The organism is Sphingobacterium sp. NGMCC 1.201703 (genome assembly GCF_047784615.1).
GTDB lineage: Bacteria > Bacteroidota > Bacteroidia > Sphingobacteriales > Sphingobacteriaceae > Sphingobacterium.
In genome coordinates this window covers 1,047,218-1,067,703 of record NZ_JBLOHD010000001.1, presented here as the reverse complement: position 1 = coordinate 1,067,703, position 20,486 = coordinate 1,047,218, and the positions used below count along the sequence as shown (strand labels likewise).

General features: G+C 41.2%; 12 protein-coding genes, 1 tRNA gene and 1 riboswitch. Of the genes, 8 read left to right on the top strand and 5 right to left on the bottom strand.

The genetic code is table 11. The annotated features are described in order from the left end of the window. Positions 1 to 4 precede the first annotated feature (4 nt). Positions 5 to 84, bottom strand: a tRNA-Leu gene (locus tag ACK8HY_RS04420). Positions 85 to 198: 114 nt separating this feature from the next. Beyond that, on the bottom strand, positions 199 to 933 hold the full coding sequence (locus tag ACK8HY_RS04415) for an SIMPL domain-containing protein (RefSeq protein WP_077434947.1): 735 nt from the start codon (positions 931 to 933) through the stop codon (positions 199 to 201). A gap of 94 nt (positions 934 to 1,027) precedes the next feature. On the opposite strand from ACK8HY_RS04415, the gene ACK8HY_RS04410 reads away from it, so the two are divergent. Together ACK8HY_RS04410 and ACK8HY_RS04405 are read left to right on the top strand one after the other, a co-directional pair. Then, positions 1,028 to 3,856, top strand: a complete 2,829-nt coding sequence (locus ACK8HY_RS04410; protein WP_139351065.1) for a prolyl oligopeptidase family serine peptidase — start codon at positions 1,028 to 1,030, stop codon at positions 3,854 to 3,856. 171 nt (positions 3,857 to 4,027) lie between these two features. Beyond that, on the top strand, positions 4,028 to 6,217 hold the full coding sequence (locus tag ACK8HY_RS04405; protein WP_077434949.1) for a glutamine synthetase III: 2,190 nt from the start codon (positions 4,028 to 4,030) through the stop codon (positions 6,215 to 6,217). Between the two features lie 103 nt (positions 6,218 to 6,320). On the opposite strand, the gene ACK8HY_RS04400 is transcribed toward ACK8HY_RS04405, so the two are convergent. After that, positions 6,321 to 8,774 carry a TonB-dependent receptor domain-containing protein gene (locus ACK8HY_RS04400; RefSeq protein WP_416132893.1) on the bottom strand — a complete coding sequence of 818 codons (2,454 nt, stop codon included), beginning with the start codon at positions 8,772 to 8,774 and terminating at the stop codon, positions 6,321 to 6,323. 433 nt (positions 8,775 to 9,207) lie between these two features. Between ACK8HY_RS04400 and ACK8HY_RS04395 the strand changes: the two genes are divergently transcribed. The 5 genes from ACK8HY_RS04395 to ACK8HY_RS04375 all read left to right on the top strand — a co-directional run bounded on the left by ACK8HY_RS04395 (position 9,208) and on the right by ACK8HY_RS04375 (position 15,363). Further along, entirely contained in the window at positions 9,208 to 11,184 is a 1,977-nt protein-coding gene (locus tag ACK8HY_RS04395; RefSeq protein ID WP_416132892.1) for an FUSC family membrane protein, read from the top strand. A gap of 203 nt (positions 11,185 to 11,387) precedes the next feature. Further along, positions 11,388 to 11,500, top strand: a riboswitch (SAM riboswitch). Between the two features lie 10 nt (positions 11,501 to 11,510). Continuing rightward, on the top strand, positions 11,511 to 11,645 hold the full coding sequence (locus ACK8HY_RS04390; RefSeq protein WP_262507812.1) for a hypothetical protein: 135 nt from the start codon (positions 11,511 to 11,513) through the stop codon (positions 11,643 to 11,645). Between the two features lie 115 nt (positions 11,646 to 11,760). Beyond that, entirely contained in the window at positions 11,761 to 13,071 is a 1,311-nt protein-coding gene (locus ACK8HY_RS04385) for an O-acetylhomoserine aminocarboxypropyltransferase/cysteine synthase family protein (protein ID WP_416132891.1), read from the top strand. Between the two features lie 27 nt (positions 13,072 to 13,098). Next, a complete protein-coding gene (locus tag ACK8HY_RS04380) occupies positions 13,099 to 14,142 on the top strand; it encodes a homoserine O-acetyltransferase family protein (RefSeq protein WP_416132890.1) in 1,044 nt (347 codons plus the stop codon). A 39-nt stretch (positions 14,143 to 14,181) separates the two neighbouring features. Continuing rightward, on the top strand, positions 14,182 to 15,363 hold the full coding sequence (locus ACK8HY_RS04375; protein WP_077434959.1) for a homoserine dehydrogenase: 1,182 nt from the start codon (positions 14,182 to 14,184) through the stop codon (positions 15,361 to 15,363). Between the two features lie 307 nt (positions 15,364 to 15,670). On the opposite strand, the gene ACK8HY_RS04370 is transcribed toward ACK8HY_RS04375, so the two are convergent. Next, positions 15,671 to 18,013 carry a GH92 family glycosyl hydrolase gene (locus ACK8HY_RS04370; protein WP_416132889.1) on the bottom strand — a complete coding sequence of 781 codons (2,343 nt, stop codon included), beginning with the start codon at positions 18,011 to 18,013 and terminating at the stop codon, positions 15,671 to 15,673. A 330-nt stretch (positions 18,014 to 18,343) separates the two neighbouring features. On the opposite strand from ACK8HY_RS04370, the gene ACK8HY_RS04365 reads away from it, so the two are divergent. Further along, complete coding sequence (locus tag ACK8HY_RS04365; RefSeq protein WP_416132888.1) at positions 18,344 to 19,675, top strand: hypothetical protein; 1,332 nt, start codon at positions 18,344 to 18,346, stop codon at positions 19,673 to 19,675. Between the two features lie 52 nt (positions 19,676 to 19,727). Here the strand turns inward: ACK8HY_RS04365 and ACK8HY_RS04360 are convergent, their stop codons facing one another. Beyond that, positions 19,728 to 20,462 carry a GntR family transcriptional regulator gene (locus tag ACK8HY_RS04360; protein ID WP_077434965.1) on the bottom strand — a complete coding sequence of 245 codons (735 nt, stop codon included), beginning with the start codon at positions 20,460 to 20,462 and terminating at the stop codon, positions 19,728 to 19,730. Positions 20,463 to 20,486: the final 24 nt, after the last annotated feature.

Below are 20,486 nucleotides of genomic sequence, written 5' to 3'. Positions count from 1 at the left end.
TTTGTACCCGGAGCCGGAGTCGAACCGGCACGGTTTCCCACTGGTGTTTGAGACCAGCGCGTCTACCAATTCCGCCATCCGGGCATATCCGTTTGGGATGATGCAAAAGTAGGCTTTTTATTGAAAAAGAGAAAACTTTTCCAACAAATTTCCGCTCAAAATCAATAGCACACTGAAAGACAGCCGAATAATTTTCCATTAATTACTCAAAAAGCTCGCTTTGACTGTAATATTCGCTGTTTTCTTACGTGAAGTTGTATTAAATGCTCCCCCCGACGAGTATTCTTCATTATCGTTTTGCCCCGTTATCTGAAAAATACCCAAATCAGCTTTTACCAAATCACCTAATCCAGCATTCGATTCCTTGGCAATATTATCTGCACGTTGGTGTGCATTTTTAGAAGCCTGGGAAATCAATTCTAATTTAAGGTCTTCCAGTTTTGAGTAATAATAATTTGGCGTACTTGAGCTCAATTCTATTCCCTTCGAAATCAACGTTGATATTTCTCTGGAAGCATTGTCCACTTTGTTGAGATCCTTGGATTCCACACTTACTGTTTGGGACAGGGTGTAGCCTGAAAATGTATTATAACCGTTTCCTTTTCCATCAGTATGGTATTCAAAGTCTTTGGCAATATTCACGGCCTCGAAACGAATTTCAGCGACTTTAACGCCCTGCTGAACTAAAAAGTCCCGTACCAGATCACGGTCTGTTGCCAATTGTGCCGAAGCTGCGCTTAATTCAAAGTTCTTCCTACTAAATGTTGCGTTCCATTTGACTAAATCAGATTCAAAATCTTTCTTTGCATTGCCATTGACGGTAATTGTCTGCGTAGATTTAAATTTATATCGATATGCACTGCCCAAGATCCATGCAGTAAGCAACACCACGACGCCCACGATAACAGAAACGATAATAGATGATGATTTCATAATCAGTTTTTTATATTTACGTAACAATGAATATACCAAAAAATCAACGTTTTTTTATTTTTTATGGATAAATTGCAGCAAAAAGAATTTAAACATGAATAAGAAAAATATCTGTATTCCATTCTGTTTTCTTGCGAGCTTAGCGGTACACGCACAAAAGAAACCAGTGGACCATACGGTATATGATAGCTGGCAAAGCATATCATCTCCCTATATCAGTAAATCCGGTAAATTTGTACTCTTTCAGGTGGCTCCACAAGAAGGCGATAGTCAACTGTTCCTGAAAACGAAAGAAAACAAAGAATTGATCCAGATCCCGCGGGGCTATAATGGAAAACTGACCGATACAGAAAATCATTTGATCAGCTTAATCAAAGCGCCATTTGCCGTAACACGTGAGGCAAGAATTAAAAAGAAAAAAACAGAGGATTTGCCGAAAGATTCTCTTGCAATCTATAATTTAACCAGCTCTTCGCTTGTCAAATTTGGACAGGTGAAATCCTATAAAGTTTCAGAACAAAACAACAATTTTGTTTCCTTCCTCTTTGATAAACAATCAGACGAAAAAACAGAGCCATCCAAAAATCCAGCAGACTCTACACAAAATAAGAGAAATAGCGGCGACAAAAAGAAGAAAGCTATTGCTACACTCGCGTTATATAACCTCAATTCTGGAGATTCGGTCCAATTTTCCTTAGTAGATCAATATGAATGGAACAAAAATGGAACAAAACTGGTCTTTTCAAAGAAAACCGACGCAAAAGACAGCCTTTCTAAGGAATCTGGAGTCTATTTATATGATATAGCCACCAAAAACCTAAAAAAAATATCAACAGGCAAAGGCGAATATAAAAATTTCAGTTTTGATGAAACGGGCAATCAACTAGCTTACTTAGGTGATCTATCCAAGGAAAAGGCACTGGTTAAAAACTATAACCTCTATTATTATACCAATGGCATCGATACTGCGCAGTACCTAGCGACGAAAAATAGCATGGGCATTCCCAAAAACTGGGCTGTCAGCGGAGATGGAAATATCCGGTTCAGCAAAAATGGTGAAAAGCTTTTCTTTGGTATCGCACCTATCCCCCGTGTCAAAGACACGACATTAGTTGATTTTGAACATGCCAAAGTGGATGTCTGGGGCTGGCAGGACGACTACTTGCAGCCTATGCAATTGGTCAACCTGAACAAAGACCTTTCCAAAAATTTCCTGGCAGTTACCTATCCCAAAAATAATCGTAACGTTATTCCGTTGACAGATGAAACTTTTAATTCTACAGCCCTGACACCTGATGGAAATGCAGAATATATATTGGCCCGTACAGATTTTGGCAAAAGGATTGAAAGCCAATGGAAAGGTGGCACAAAGGAAGATATCTACCTGGTCTCGACAAGAACTGGTCAACGGGAATTAGTTCTTTCCAACTTCTCGGGAAATGTAGCGCTTAGTCCGGATGCAAAATATGTCGTTTATTTCGACGAAGAAAAAGGGACATGGAATTCCTACCAGGTCAGTTCCAAAAGAAAAGTGGTCTTAAATGAAGGTATTCCTGCATCCTTCGCCGATGAGGAAAATGATATGCCTACTTCCGCTCAAGCCTACGGAATGGCGGCCTGGAGTCCTGATTACAAAGGTGTATATCTCAACTCTCGTTATGATATCTGGTATTTTAATCTGGATGGATCCAATAAATCCATTCTCACCAACGGTTACGGCGCTGCTTCCCAAACGACATTCCGTTATCTCCCTTTAAGACGTGATGAAGACCGTGATCAGCCATTGACGCTGGACTACAAAAAAGGAGGCTTCTTGACCTCATTTGACAATAAAACCAAAGAGTCTGGTTTTTACCAATTCAAAGGGCAGCACAATGATCCTAAAAGCCTTTTTGTTGAACCAAAAACATTTAGAAATATAAATGCTTCTGCGGATCAACAAACGATCCTTTATAGTAAGGAAGACTATAGCAATTCGCCCAACGTTTATATCAATAGTATAAAGTTCAAAGATGAACTGCAACTGTCCGATATTAACAAACAACAAGCAAACTATAACTGGGGTACTGCCGAGCTTGTGCATTGGACCACACCTGCAGGCCATCAGGCGGAAGGCATTCTTTATAAACCCGAAAATTTTGACCCTGCAAAAAAATACCCGATCATTGCTTATTTCTATGAAAAGCTGTCGGATGGCCTATATACCTATCAGCCGCCTGCTCCTACTCCTTCGCGGCTCAATATCCCTTATTTCGTGAGCAACGAGTATTTGGTCTTTGCGCCAAATATAAGTTACGAAACTGGGCATCCTGGAAAATCTGCAGAGGAATATATCAATTCGGGCATGCGTTATTTAGCACAAAATTCCTGGGTAGACAGCACCAAAATGGGTATCCAGGGACAAAGCTGGGGCGGCTATCAAGTAGCTCACCTGATCACACGCACCAATATGTATGCTGCAGCATGGACCGGAGCACCAGTAGTCAATATGACTTCCGCTTATGGAGGAATACGTTGGCAGTCGGGTATGTCACGTCAATTCCAGTACGAGCATACACAAAGCCGTATCGGAAAAACCCTATGGGAGGCGCCCGAACTCTATATCGAGAATTCACCCCTGTTTCATATGAACAAGGTAAATACACCTGTTGTTATTATGGCCAATGATAATGATGGTGCTGTGCCATGGTACCAAGGTATCGAAATGTTTACTGCTTTACGCCGGTTAAACAAACCGGTCTGGATGTTGAACTATAATGGCGATGAACATAATTTGATTCAACGACAAAACAGAAAAGATATACAGATACGCGAACAGCAGTTCTTCGATCACTATCTAAAAGGAGCTCCTGCAGCAAATTGGCTGAAGAAAGGAGTGCCAGCCACCTTAAAAGGAATAGACTGGGGATTGGATTACAACTAAAAATACTCAAAATGGGTCGATTTATAAAAATCGACCCATTTTTTTTAACCAAAAACCATTGTCAAATACATATTTTTCAAAAAAAATCAAAAAAAATTTCAGTTTTCCGTAAAAACACAATATTTTTGAAAAACAAAATCAACAAAACTGTAATTTAATTATAAAATACAAATGTCGAACCTAAGATTCAAAGCAGTAGAGGCAGCGGGCTCACGCCAGATTGCACAATTTGAAAAAGTTGAAACTAAAAAAGCAACTGACATCTACGGAAAGAACGTTTTTTCCGTAAACAAAATGAAAGACTACCTTCCTAAAAACTCATACAAGGAGTTAGTTGCATCCATTGAAGAGGGACAGATTATTTCAAGAGATCTAGCTGAGCACATTTCTCAGGCAATGAAAACTTGGGCACTTAATCATGGCGTTTCCCACTATACACATTGGTTTCAACCTTTGACTGGTTCGACAGCTGAAAAACACGATGCATTTTTCGAGCCGGATGAAAATGGTGAAGCAATCGAAAAATTCACTGCTGACGCTTTGGTTCAACAAGAACCAGATGCTTCATCCTTCCCAAATGGCGGTATCCGTAACACTTTCGAAGCGCGTGGCTATACTGCCTGGGATCCTTCGTCACCAGCATTTATCTACGAAACCGGTGCCGGCAAAACACTCTGTATCCCTACAGTATTTGTTTCCTATACGGGTGAATCATTAGATTATAAAGCACCTCTATTAAAAGCAATCAATGCCGTTGATAAAGCTGCAACCGAAGTGGCACAATATTTTGACAAATCTATCACGAAAGTAAACGCTTCTCTTGGTATCGAGCAAGAGTATTTTCTAGTTGACCTTTCTTTATACAATGCCCGCCCTGACCTTCAATTGACTGGACGTACTTTATTCGGTCACATGTCAGCCAAAGGCCAACAATTGGAAGACCATTATTTCGGTGCGATTCCAGAGCGTGTATTAGCATACATGGTTGATCTGGAAAATGAAGCGTTGAAATTAGGTATTCCATTAAAAACGCGTCACAATGAGGTGGCACCATCGCAGTTTGAGTGTGCACCAATGTACGAAGAGATCAACTTGGCAATTGACCACAATCAATTGTTGATGAACGTCATGGAGCAAGTTGCTTTGAGACACAACTTCAAAGTATTATTACATGAAAAACCATATTCTGGTGTAAACGGTTCTGGAAAACACAACAACTGGTCTTTGATTACCAATACTGGTGTCAACCTATTGTCTCCAGGCAAAACGCCTAAAAATAACCTGATGTTCTTGACATTCTTTGTCAATACCATCAAAGCGGTTTTTGAAAATGCTGATTTAATGCGTGCATCTATTGCAAGCGCAAGCAACGACCACCGTTTAGGTGCTAACGAAGCGCCACCGGCAATTATCTCGATCTTCTTAGGTTCTCAATTAGACGAATTATTGGAAGAAGTAGAATCAGCTCGTGTAGCCAAGAAAGTTAAAGCTGAAGCAAACTTGTGGCACGGTATCCCTAAAGTTCCAGAATTGAAATTGGATAACACGGACCGTAACCGTACTTCACCTTTCGCATTCACTGGTAATAAGTTTGAGTTCCGCGCCGTGGGTTCTTCAGCAAACTCTGCCCTACCAATGACGATATTAAATGCCATCGTTGCTGCACAATTGATCGAATTCAAAGCAGAGGTAGACAAGCAAATCAAAAAAGGCACGAAAAAAGATCTTGCGATCTTAAATGTTGTCCGTAAATATATAAAAGATTCAAAAGCAATCCGTTTTGAAGGAAATGGATACAGCGAAGAGTGGGAAAAAGAAGCGGAAGCACGCGGTCTTTCCAACATTAAATCAACTCCTAAGGCTCTAGATGTCTATGTAAAAGAAGAGTCTTTGGCTTTATTTGAATCCTTAGGTATCTATACAAAACGCGAATCCGAAGCTCGTCATGAAATCTTGTTGGAGAACTTCTACAAAAAACTTCAAATCGAGGCTCGTGTGATCGAAGAGATGGTTAATAATCAGATTGCTCCTGCATGTTTCACCTACCAAAACGAATTGATCGAAAATGTGAAAGGCCTGAAAGACTTAGGTCTGGCTCAAGCAGCATTTAGCTCACAATTGAATTTCGTAGAACGTATCTCCACACATGTAAACACAATCTTGGAACAAGCTGAAGCCATGCGCCAAGAACGTAAAAAAGCAAACCAAATCGAGGATGTACGTGAACGTTCAATCGCTTATGATGAACTAGTAAAACCATATTTTGATGTGATCCGTTACCATGTCAACAAATTGGAAAAAATCGTTGACGATAAAAAATGGCCTCTTCCAAAATTGAGAGAGATCTTATTCTTAAGCTAATTTCGCTTATATATAAAAAGAAGAAGAGCATTCCTGCAGGAATGCTCTTCTTCTTTTTATACAAGGGCAGTTGATTTAAACGCCTCCCCCTTTTATGAAACAGTTATTTCTTTAAGCGATTATCCTCATCGTTATTCCCCGCTCTCTTATCAACCGATTTGATATTGACGTTTCCAAAACGGTAAGAAAGCGAAAGCCGGATAACTCTACTATCATATCCGTTGCGAATGCGATAATAGCCATTCTCCTGCGAACTTGATAATCTCCGTTGTCCTCTGGTATTCAAGATATCATTCAGGGCCAGCTTCACATTCAGCTTTTTATCAAGAAAATTTTTCCCTGCTCCGAGATCGATCCCATAATAAGATTGAAAACTAAAGACACCATAGACAGCCGGAGAGAAATAATTGGCTGTCAGTTCCACATTGGTTGTCTCACCGATACGGATATCATGATTGGAGCTCACCTGAAAAGATAACTTTTCCAGCTGACGCTGAGCGCCTGAGCGCTCGTCAAAATTATATTTGCTATAAAACGCGGTCAAGTTGTTGGAAGTAGTCCATCCTTTAAGCACTTTAACCGGTACATTGATGTTCATATGATAATAATCGAAATAGGTCAGGTTCCGATCCGTCTGTGCGATGGCCTTGGTTTCCGAATTGCTCTCTATGACCTGCGTGATTGCATCATTGGTTCTCTTATAGCCAAGGCTCAACAAATAACGTTCCTTAAAGGTATAATTCAGCTCATAGGAGTTGGTATATTGTGGATTTAAATAAGGATTACCGTATTGATAGGTATATTGATCCAGGTAGTAGATAAAAGGATTCAACGCACCATAATCCGGGCGGTCTATCCTTCGGCTATAGCTTAGACCAAGTTTATGATTATCATTGATCTGTTGTTGTATAAATACCGTTGGAAAGAAATCCGTATAATTGCGTTTTGTCTGCTGTCCTAAGGTTACTGAATTGCCCAATGAACTGGTATTTTCAACACGGAGTCCGGCTTGTACAGAAAACTTTCCAAAGGACTTATTCAGCGTAAAATATGCCGCTGCGATGTTTTCGTTATACAGGAACTGATTGCTTTGTTTTGTATTTAGCACAAACTCTCCCGCCAAGTTTTGATCCTCATAGATCAGGTTGTTATCTGTTTTCACGCGACTGTATTTCAACCCTGCTTCGAGTTTTGTTGTTTTGTCAAAGGGGTGGACAAAATCTGTTTTGAAAACTAAAATTTTGGAATTGGACAACATGTCATTTCGAAAAACCTTCGGCATTTTAAATTCCGTCCAATTTGAATCTAAGAAACGGTTTTTCACGGTGCTATTATCGTTATTTTTAGAATAGGAATAATCTGCATTCGCTGTCAGTTCAGTTCCCAATGTATCGAATGTCTTTTTGTAATTGAGGTTGTAAGCCAGATAGTGATAGGTAAATTCCGAAAAGTTGCTTCCCTGTACCACAGAGTCCAATTTACCTTTTTCCGAAGCAATTAAATTATCTCCCTGCCGTGTAGAATTACCATTGCTCACGTTACCATTGACGACAAAGCCAAGCACATCTTGTTTGCTAAGGTTAAAATCCGCAGCGAATTTAAAATTATGTCCGCGATAACGAAATTTCGAATAAGAATCCGAATTGAAATAGGTTGTCCCGGTTGAATCCCTGACAGAACGATCGATCGTTAAATCATTAAAGCCCAAACTATTCTGGTAATTATAGGAAGCAAACAGATTTACCCAATTATTGCGATGGTTGAGTAAAAAACCACCATCACCTTTTGTATATTTTCCCTGTCCCAGATTGAAGTTCAAGCTAACGTTACTGCCGAATTGTGTATTTTTTTTGGTTTTGATATTGATAATACCAGCGTTTCCAGCGGCGTCATATTTCGCCGGCGGATTGGTAAGGACTTCAATCGAAGCGATTGAATTGGACGCCGTATTTTCCAACAGTCTGGAAACTTCATCCGCAGAGAGATAAGTAGGCTTTCCATCGATCATAATAATCACATTACTTTTACCGCGCAGGTTGATTTTTTTATTGTCCAAAGTCACACCGGGCACCTTTTGTAGAAGTTCCAACGCGTTGTTTCCGGTTGCCAGTACACTATTCTCTACATTGAGGACAATCTTGTCAATTTGACTTTCAATTAGGGGTTTCTTGCCAACGACCTGAGCCTCACCCAAAACTCGTGTTTCCGCTTGCAGGCGAATGGTATCCAACGACATGATCGCCCCCGCCTTTAATGCGATTTCAGTAGAGCGGTAGGTTGTGTAACCTACTGCTGAAACTTGCATCACATATATACCATGAGGAACTTCCACAAATTCAATACCGCCGTTTTCTTTCGACAACGTCCCTTTCAACGGAATATCGCCAGGACTACGCAATAGTGAAATACTGGCGGCGCCAAGGGGGAGGTCATCCTGACCAACAACAACGGTATGGAGCTTCCCACCTACCGATTGTGCAGAAACTGCTGCCCAAGGAGCAACGAGCATGATCATTAGGGACAATAGCAACAATTTATTTTTCTGTGGTTTCATCATGTAAATCTTTATATCATCAATTAGGGAGTCAACACGCATTTTCTAAACGATGACAACAAACCTCGGGTTTTCATTACACCTTGACCAGTGTTAATAGATAGATAACCAAAAACAATCGGTAGAACAGCAAATTACTTCGGTAAACCAAATTTTATCCATACAATAAGATAGCTTACTGCAATTTTTCAAAAAAAACTGCGCCATCTCCAAGCTCAGCCCATGGCGCCGCTAATTAAGCATGCGCTTAAAACAATGCTTCAAACATGACTTGTTTCAAAATAAAAATTCATAAAAACAATCATATTCAAAATAAATAAAATGTATCTATAAAATATTAAGCATAATATTCGTATTTTTGCAGCGAAAATTAGTAAACTGATTGATGGGCATCGTATCATTAAAGAAAAGATTCTACTGTATTTATAACCAAGTCATGCGATTTATCCAAGGTGAACACAGTGGTGATGCCTTGCGCAATGTATCCATCAGTATTTTACCAAGTTTAGCCATCTATTTATTAGGGGTTCCGGCAAGCACCGCCATAGGAATTGGAGTAGGCTCTTTATTGACGACCTTGACTGATCCTCCAGGTAACCGTAAGGATAAATTATCCTCTGCATTGCTCTGCATTCCGACATTCTTTGTTGCCTCATTTCTTACCGCTTATTTATTCCCTTTTCACTGGCCCTTGGTTATTCTCCTTGGTTTAGCCGGATTCAGCTTTACCTTGTATGGCCTGTTCGGCCCGCGGTATGCTGCGATCGGCAACATGACCTTGATCTTAATGAGTTTTATCATCGGTCTGGCACCAAAACAACCCTTGGCGGTCGGACTGCAAATCACAACTGGAGCAACGATATACTATTTGTTCAGCCTATTACAGGCTTATATAAAACCCTACCGTTCCTTGAAGCACGCGATGGCAAATGGCTTTCAGGGTTTATCTCAATTCTTACTGATCCGTGCCCAATCCTATGACCCGAGCATCCCGCTGGATATTACCTACAGTCGCGTTGGGAAAATCCACGGTCAGATCAGCGAACAGCAAGAACAGATCCGTTCACTGCTATTCCGGGAAAAAAAAATTATCGGCCATCAATGGCCTAAGAGTAATTATTGGCTGAGTCAGGTTTATGGCCTAATTGATCTACACGAGCTTATTATCGCCCTTGACCATGATTATGACGCCATTCGTAAAAATCTTGCGGACACGGGCAGCCTCCCTGTAATCCGCCGCGCAATAAAGTTGTTGGCCCTAGAAATTGATAGCTTTTCACAGCCACATAAACGGTTTCGTTATGCACAACAATTGTATTACAATACAATTAAACTGAATGAATGCCTGACTGAGCTGAAAAATATCCAGCTACAGCAAACCGGTCAAGCAGGCCCCATACTACTTTCTATTATTGCCAACATGGAATCCATTCTTGAGGTGCTTCAACGAATCCAAATTGCTTTTTATCAAAATCAGGAAATTCAGGATAAGATTGGTACCGAAGAATACCAACAATTTATCAACCGACCGTTGGGCAGTCTGGGGGAGATCAAAAATAAACTTCATCTTAAAAATCCATTGTTTCGCTTTGCGCTCCGTATGGCTTTACTTTTTGGTGTGGGTGCGTTGATCGGTATCCTGTTCCTGGATTTCAAATATACCTATTGGATCTTGCTCACTATTGCAATTGTCGCCAGACCGGCGTTCTCAATGACCAAAACCCGAAATATCGAGCGAATTGTAGGGACATTTTCGGGTATCTTGATCGGTATTTTATGTCTGACATTTTTGGAAAGTATCCCCTTACTACTGAGCTTATCGGCAATCGGGCTTTTCGGATTCTTTTTATTCAACCGCTCCAATTATATGGTCAGTGTTGTTTTTATTACATTGGCTGTGGTCATTGCCCTGAACTTATTTGAAGGTAATATCAATCTTATTTTGGGCAGCCGTATGGTTTTTACTTTGGTAGGTGCTTTTCTAGCGATTGCAGGATACTTCCTTATCCCGGTGCGTCAAAGTTCAGGTCTGGTCTACCTGGCAAAGGAGGTTGCAAGCTATAACCAGCATTACTTCCAGATAATCAACCAACGTCTCTCCGACAATCTACAGAGCTCCTTTGACATCCGGTTAGCGCGTAAAAAGGCCCAAACAGCAATGGCCTTATTTTCAGATGCCATCAACCAGATGAAGAAAGAGCCTGAACATAAATGGATCGACTGGTCACACATACACCATTTTCAGGCACTCTCCTATCGGATCAATTCACACTTGGTCGGACTTTCCATCTCCATCAGTAAAAAGAATCCGCAAGTCCTGCACAACGACATCTACGTCAGAATAGACGAGTTAAAACCTTTATTAACAGATCTGGATCAAATTGCGGAGCATATCGCACGCAGCAAAAAATAAGCTGCTACTCCGGATCTGAGAGACAGATAACCACAAGATTTTCAACCCAGCCTATATTTCCCTAGGCTGTTGGGAATATGTATTTACACAATAGTTTGATTTAAAAAATTGTTTTTCTTTTGCATTAATAGAAAAGAAGTTTATATTTGCAATGTCTTCAGATGAAGATTTCTAATCAACACCTTCCTTAATCAGCAGGTCTTGATTTATAAAGAAGTGGCGAGAGACTGGCTCAATGACCCACTGGCAACCTTCAATTTGGTTGAAAAGGTGCCAAATCCTGTCCAAAGCAATATCGTTTTGGAGCATATAAATGAAATAAGACAATGATTATTACATTACAGAAAACCATCAACAATTTAGGTTTGTTTCAGACAAACCAGCTAACAGGTAAAGAGGCGATACATAGCAATGCCATGTCTATGCGAATGCGCGAGCATACGCACCTTCCAACTTGTTAAGCATCATTTTCCCCTTTCCCGGATTACGATATTAACAGACCTTTTAAACAGGTGTGTATGCTTTCTTTTATCTCTTTGTCAACATTTTTTTTGAACCCTTAAAATCTGATATATTATGTCTTCCAACAAAAATCTAAAATTCGAAACGCTACAAGTTCATGCCGGCCAAGTGGCAGATCCTACCACGGGATCCAGAGCAGTACCTATATACCAAACATCTTCATTTGTATTTGAGAATGCCGAACATGGAGCCAACCTATTTGCACTGAAACAATTTGGTAATATCTATACACGGATCATGAATCCCACAACAGATGTTTTTGAGCAACGTATCGCAGCATTGGAAGGCGGGGTTGCAGCATTAGCTGTTGCTTCGGGTCAGGCGGCACAATTTATCGCATTAAATAATATTCTTGAAAACGGAGATAATTTCGTAGCGGGCTCTAATTTATACGGTGGTACATTCAATCAGTTTAAGGTTGCATTCAAACGTCTTGGCATTGAAGCCCGTTTTGCGACGGATGCTGAAGCCGATAAAATTGAAGCACTTATTGACGATAAGACCAAAGCGATTTATGTAGAAACTATCGGAAATCCGAGTTTCAATATACCTGACTTTGAAAAAATTGCGGCTGTAGCCAAAAAATATGATTTACCCTTAATTGTCGACAATACTTTCGGAGCTGGAGGCTATCTATTCAAACCCTTGGAATATGGCGCACATGTTGTCGTTGAATCCGCAACAAAATGGATCGGCGGTCATGGCACAAGTATTGGCGGTGTCATTGTGGATGGTGGAAATTACAATTGGGGCAATGGAAAATATCCACAATTCTCGGAACCGTCCGAAGGCTACCACGGCTTGGTCTTCTCAGAAGTATTTGGGGAAAAGGGGCCTTTGGGTAATATTCAGTTTGCTATCCGCGCCCGTGTTGAAGGTCTACGGGATTTTGGTCCGGCGCTTTCGCCATTCAATTCATTCTTATTACTGCAAGGGCTTGAAACCCTGTCGTTACGTGTACAACGCCATGTAGACAATACCCTAGAGGTCGCCAAATGGCTAGAAGCTCATCCGCAGGTAGAGAAAGTAAATTATCCAGGATTAAAAAGTTCACCAAGCTTTGCCAATGCGCAAAAATATCTCAAAAACGGTTATGGCGCTGTCCTTTCCTTCCAGTTGAAAGGTGATGCCGCTCAAAAGGCAAATGCTTTTATCGACAGTCTGGAACTTATCAGCCATCTGGCCAACGTTGGTGATACCAAATCATTGATTATCCACCCTGCTGCAACGACTCACCAACAGTTAAGTGATGCAGATCAGGCAAATGCGGGTGTATTCCCGGGATTATTGCGCCTTTCTGTAGGGATTGAGCATATTGATGATATCAAAGCGGATCTACAACAAGCATTCGATAAGATCAAATAATCAGGTAGATTCATAAATTTAAGTGTAATGAGCAGGCATATTTATCAACATCCCAGCCCCTTTATATTTGAAAACGGGAAGGAACTTGTCGATTTACAGATCAGCTACCAAGTATTTGGTGAGATTAATGCTGATCGCAGTAATGTAATCTGGGTCTGTCATGCCCTAACGGCAAATGCGAATGTGCTGGACTGGTGGCCCGGTTTGTTTGGCACAAACGATCTATTTAATCCGAATGATTACTACATCGTATGTGCCAATGTCATTGGATCAGCCTATGGCAGTAGCAATCCCCTATCCATCAATCCGGCCACTGGTCAGCCTTATTACCTATCTTTTCCGGAATTTACGGTAAAAGATCTGGTCAATGCGCATCAGTTGCTCGCGGCTCATCTGGATATCAACGAAATTGAAATTCTAATCGGGGGTTCCCTGGGTGGTCAGCAGGCGCTGGAATGGGCAGCGTCCAATACGATCGCCATCAATCAACTCATTGTCGTCGGCACCAATGCGGCACATTCTGCTTGGGGCATTGCGTTTAATGAAAGTCAGCGCTTAGCAATTACGGCAGACCGGACCTTCTATGCCAACCATCCCGATGGGGGTAAAAAAGGTCTTAAAGTAGCCCGCTCGATCGCCCTGTTATCCTATCGAAATTATATCACGTACGACCATACACAACGAGATGAGGACGACAGCAAAGTGAATGGATACAAAGCGGCTTCCTATCAAAATTATCAGGGTGAAAAGCTTGTAAAACGCTATAACGCTTATAGCTACTTCTACCTGACAAAGGCGATGGATAGCCACAATTTGGCCCGGGGAAGAAAATCGCTGGAATCAGCACTCGCTGGGATTCAGTGCCCTACATTAGTTTTAGGTGTAAATACAGATGTGTTATTTCCACCAGATGAGCAGAAATTTATCGCAGCGCATATTCCAAATGCCAGCTATCAGGAGATCGAGTCAAGCTATGGCCATGATGGCTTTCTGATAGAAACAAAAAAACTGACGGCTATTATCCATAATTTTTTAGCGAATAAGAAGGCGTATATCAACGAATTAGTATAAGAGAAGTAAACAATAATATAAGAGCACACAAGAAGAGATATGAGTAATAAATTAACGATAGGGATGTTTGGCTTTGGAGTAGTAGGCCAAGGTCTCTACGACATTATCAAAACCAAAAATCTGAATCTGGAAATCAAGAAGTTTGTCATTAAAAATGCGGACAAAAAACGTACACTGCCAGCTGACCTATTTTCGACGGATGCCGAAGCGATCTTGGGCGATCCCGAAATCAATACTGTTGTCGAACTGATCGATGATGCCGAAGCAGCTTATAAACTAACTGTACGCGCGTTGAAATCTGGCAAGAATGTGGTATCTGCCAATAAAAAAATGATTGCCAGTCATCTTGAGGAGCTGGTTGATATTCAACATGAATATGGCACTAGCCTCCTTTATGAGGGGGCCGTCTGTGGAAGTATTCCTATTATCCGTAACTTGGAGGAATATTATGACAATGAGCTTTTGCATTCGGTCAGTGGTATATTCAACGGATCTTCCAATTACATTCTTTCGAAAGTCTTTAATGAAAACCAACAATACGCAGATGCACTAAAAAAAGCCCAGGAACTCGGCTTTGCAGAAACAGACCCTACGCTTGACGTGGGCGGATATGATCCTAAATTTAAAGTCTGTATTGTCGCTTCACATGCATACGGTATCTATGTTAAACCAGATGACGTGTTTAATATCGGTATTGACAAATTAGGTCAACAGGATATTCGCTTCGCAAAGGAAAAGAACTTAAAAATCAAGTTGATCCCTACCGCCAAAGAGATCGATGGCAATAAGGTTGTACTTTATGTGCTTCCTCGTTTAGTAGGTAAAGAAAGCATGTTGTACAATGTAGAAAATGAAAATAACGGCGTATTGGTCAAAGCTGCTTTTGCGGATGAGCAATTCTTCTATGGCAAAGGCGCGGGCGGTCACCCTACCGGCTCAGCCGTATTGTCAGATATTGCGGCATTACGCTATGGCTATCGTTATGAATATAAAAAGCATTTAGAGTCGAGTACCTTAAATTATAGTCAAGATTATCTGCTCAAGGTTTATTTAAGATACACGGACGATCAACTGATCGAAAAACTAAATTTTAGTGAGATCACCGAAAGATATTACGCAGCAGATTTCAAATATGTTATTGGCTATATCAATCTTCAACAAATTGCAGCCCACAAGGCGGATTTGGACCAAGAGGGCAATTTCATCGCTGAGATCGCGTAGGCAATCAACAAACCAACCTACCATTAAGGGGTGTTCCATAAAAGTTGGACACCCCTATTTTTTTAAATGCTTATTTTTTATTGATTCGTATTTTTCAATAAGGGATCAATAGGCGCTGTGTTCGATTTATTGACCAGAAGGAACCTTCAGTCGCTTTTCAGAGCTATTGGTATTTGTGAAAGCCTGAAGGTTTTATTTTATATATTCCTTGAAGTCAATTTTTTAAATTATCTGGTCTTGGACAGGTTAGCTCTTACTTTGTGGCCAACTACTGTTATTAATTAGCAAGTACCGCCATGAACAAACCTTAATTTGTACTGGCACTGCTTTTCAAATGCACTGTCATTACCCCACCTTTCACCAAATGTTCGAAAGGAAGCTGCCAACCCGTCCAAGGCTTGTTATTCAATCGAACCTGACCAACATAAAAACTATCCGGATTCGTCTTTTTAACCTGAATGGTAAATTTGTTTTTTCGTAAAGTTTTGGGTAGCTGTATCGTAATTTTATCAAATAGAGGAGCACCTATCTGAAAGGCGGGATTTTCAGCTGTTAAGGCGCTCACATCGAATAAACCGATACCTGACAGAACGTACCAAGCTCCCAGTTGGCCCTGGTCTTCATCCTGCCCATAGCCATAACCGTGTACAGGATCATTACCGTAAAATTCATTTGAAATAGCCCGTACCCATTTTTGACTGAGGTCGGGTCTTCCTGAAAAGTAAAATAACCAGGAGATATGTAAGTTGGGCTGATTGCCATGGTTATATAAGCTTTCAATCCCTGCGAAGGCATCGATATGGGTTCCTCCACCAAACACATTCTTTTGTGACACTGTAAATATACTATCCAAGCGTTGATTGAATAGATCCTTTCCGACGAGCTTGACCAATTCCTGCGGAACGTGTGGCACATAAAACGTGTACTGCCAGGCATTTCCTTCCTGAAAACCACGCCAAGGTTGATAAGGATTAAAATTTGGAATAAATTTTCCCAAACTGTCTTTTGGTCGCATGAATTTAGTCGATGGATCGTATAATCCTTTCCAGGCAGTTGAAAGTTCATACAGTTTTCTGTAGTCTGCATCACGGCCGAGTGATTTTGCATATTGCGCTGCAGCTGCGGCCGAAAATGCATATTCCAACGTATGGGAGGCACCAAATGGCGATCCGGTGGTCAATAATTCGGGACTACCGGTATTATCCTCGATATAAGGTGAATACCCCTTATCGACAAATACCCCTACATCGAGCTTGCCTGCCCCCGGAATTCGTCCACGCGATTCAAGTTCATTTTTTCGCACAGCTTCATAGGCAAAATTCGTGTCGTAATTCCGGATACCGACATTATAGGCCGCAGCAATCGCCAGTCCTGTGAAGTTAGTACCCACACCGGAGACATATTTACTATTGGCAATTCCGTCTCCAAGCCATCCTGCATCACGGTATACCAAGAGTTGGCTCTGTACCCAATCGTTGTAATAATCAGGATAGGCAATCGACCATAGTTGTGTCAGGTTCCAAAATGCCCCCCAGATCGCATCTGTATTATAGTGCTGATGTATCGGTTTTCCTTGTGTATTTAAAGCGATCTGGCCAACTGAACCATCATTTTTGGGATAGGCTCCATTAATGTCACTGGCAAGTCCCCGTCCGAGCAGAGCGTGATATAGTCCTGTATAAAATTTTACGCGGTCCGCTTCTTTGCCGCCTTCCACCAATATCCTCCCCAGCTCGTTGTTCCAAGTCTTGAGTGCCCCCGCCTTCGCCTGATCAAAGGTCAGATCCTTGGCCTCCTGCTGCAAATTAAGTTGTGCATTTTCTACAGAAGTATAGGACAAGCCTGTCTTGATTGTAATGGATTCATCAGCCTGTGTAGCGAACCGAAGAAATATTCCGGCCCCTTTTCCTTGTATTGTTTTCTTTTCTTTAAAAATCACCGAATCTTTAAATGTACCGTAGGACTTTGGCAACTTGCTGAGCTGTGCAAAGAAATACATCTTTACAGTGGCTCCCGGTTGATATTTCTGCACATAAACTGGGTTAGTGACTACATATCCCCATACAGACTGCTTATCATAATTGACCTCGGCATCCACCACTGGACCACTTTCTCCCATGACATGTCCAATATCAAATATAATATTAGCGGCATCTGTTTTTGGGAAGGTATAACGATGGAAGCCTACTCTTTTGGTTGCAGTCAGTTCCGCCAGGACCGCATAGTCCTTCAATTTCACGCTGTAATAACCTGAGGTGGCAAATTCATCCTTCTTATCAAATGACGACCGGTAACCACTTTGTGGCTGATCCAATTTACCCGGAACCGTTTTGAGCGTTCCTACCGAAGGCGCAAAGGTAATCCCGCCGACCTGAAATTCGTGAAAATTCGCAAAGCCTTCGATCGAGCTGTGTCTATCATCATAGCCCACCGCCTCCCAACCAGACTTATTGCCATAACTTCCATTAGTACTTGGTGCCAATTTGGCCATTCCAAAGGGAACCGCTGCCGGTGTGTAAAAAAAATACCGGCTATGAACAGATCCAATATTCGGTTTTACCAGTGTGGTTAAATCAATCTTCCTTTGTCCCTGCACACAGTTTACACTGGAGAGTATGCAAAAAAAATAAAATATGAGTCGCTTTGCCATTGTTGTCAATTAGGTTCAAAAACAAACTTACGAAAAATAAACTATGTATAAACATGCTAGTATAATTTATTAAAAAAAGTGGGTAACAGACAGGGCTAAAATCACCATCAGATTGTAAAAATTTAAATACCATCTCAATTAAATCCTATTAAAAGCTTAAAAAGATGGTTATTTTTATATTTTTGTTTGTACATACATAAATAAGAATAACCAAGAAGCTTTCATTCATCAAGGCCAATTTAAAATCAGCGATCATCACTCTTAATTTAACAAATCATACGTAAAGGCTACTGAAATGCTTCAATAATTCAACCACTAACACTAGTTCTCATGAAAAGAAAACTGACATTTTTAAGTCTTACATTTATTTTATTCGGAAGCAGCCTGTCCGCTCAGCAAAAAGCAGCATCAAAAGGGACAGCACTTAAGCTGGCACAAACCATTTTAGCTGATCAAAAGTTAACCTATGTAGACAGTTTGGCCCGACAGGTCATCAAAGAAGGTTTTAATGCCGGGAGTGGTTATTCGCAGATCTGGGCGCGGGATCTCAATACTTTTATTGAAACTGCATTGGAAGAAAGATCTGCTGCCGATGTCCGCGGTGCGATTCTCCTGTTTTTCCAAATGCAACAGCCTAACGGCGAGATGGTAGACGGCTATGTGCTCAAGAAAGATTTTACCTGGCATGACGATACTCCCTATTATTCTAAAAATGCACCCGATCATGTCGGGTTTAAAAATACGGTCGAGACTGACCAGGAGAGCTCTTTGATTCAGTTACTGGGCAAATACATACAGAAAACCAAGGATTACAGTATTCTTGACGAATCCATCGGTGGACTTTCCGTCAAAGAAAGGGTGCAGCTTATGCTGGACTATCTCAAACGAGAGCGGTACAATACAAAGTATAAGCTGCTATGGGGGGCCATGACTGCAGATTGGGGAGATGTACAGCCGCATGACGATTTTGGTTGCGATTGGAACGAGCTTTCAAATGAGGCCATTGATGTATACGACAATGCCATGCTAATCATTGCCCTACAGCTGTTGATCGAAATACAACCTAATGCGGCGAAGACCGCTGACTGGAAGGCCTTTAAAAAAGCGCTTGAAACAAACAGTCGACGCTATCTCTGGGATAAAAAAAGGCAAAAATTTATTCCCCATATCTATCCAAAGTCATCTCCCCTTCCTACAGGTTTCGATGAAAACAAGATTCATTATCATGGCGGAACGGCAGTTGCAATTGAAGCTGGCTTACTCAAACGGAGCGAAATAGCAACTGTCAATAAGCAGATGCTCGAAAATGTACGCCTCTCAGGTATGCCAAGTATTGGTCTCACCCTTTACCCGACCTACCCCGAAGGATTTTTTAAAGGTTGGATGGCCGAGCCTTATCACTATCAGAATGGTGGTGACTGGACCTGGTTTGGTGGCAGAATGATTCAGCAGCTGATCCAACATGGTTTCTATCAGGAAGCCTACGATGAACTACAGCCAATGATCGATCGTGTGGTCAAGAATAAAGGTTTTTATGAATGGTACGGGAAAAACGACGTCCCAAGTGGATCCGGAAAATTCAAGGGATCGGCGGGTGTATTGAGCAAAGCTATTGCAATGATCAACCAATGGGCATCGGAAACGGCTACTCATCAGCAATAATGCAATCAATGAAATGATCCACTAACTAGCCGCTACTGGATCATTTCACGTTTTAATAATCTCTTCGGCTCTCAACCGTGTAGGTAAAACTTTCTGCACGATAGAAACCTAGATTATATTCAATTGGCTTTCCAGACTGATCGAAAACAAATCGCTTGCGTGACAAAATAGGATCACCGATATTAATTTCGAGCTTATCTGCGATAAATTTATTTGCTGCAACGGCATCGATTTCCTCTTGTGATAGATCCGCTACCACATGATAGTCGGCTTCCAATATTTCATACAAGGGACGTTTAAAATCTTCGTCTCCCGTCAAACCGATACGTGGATGGAAATAAGAGATAAAATAGACGAATGGATCATCCTTCTTGCCGCGTAGTCGCTCCAATTTCAACAGCTTTTGATCCTCATCAACAGCAAAAAATTGTGTAATGGCCTTATCGGGTACCACCCAGCTCACGTGTAGCTCGAAATTCTTTACCTCAATCCCGCGATTTTTCATCTCCTGCGAAAAGCTCAGCCAATTTTTGGATTTGGAACTGAATTTGGAACTGGCAACCTTCGTGCCGATACCTTTCTTTCTGGTCAATAGCTCTTCATATACCAGCTTATTAATCGCCAGGCGCAAAGTGGAGCGGGAAATAGCCAATCGCTTAGCCAGTTCGATCTCATTGGGCAATAGCTTTCCTTCGATATATTCCGGTTGTTTTATCAACTCCCGCAATAGATTTTCTGCCTGTATATGCAGTGGAACTGGACTTTTGTGATCTATTTTTAAATTCATTACATAATATTGCTTAGGCTAAAA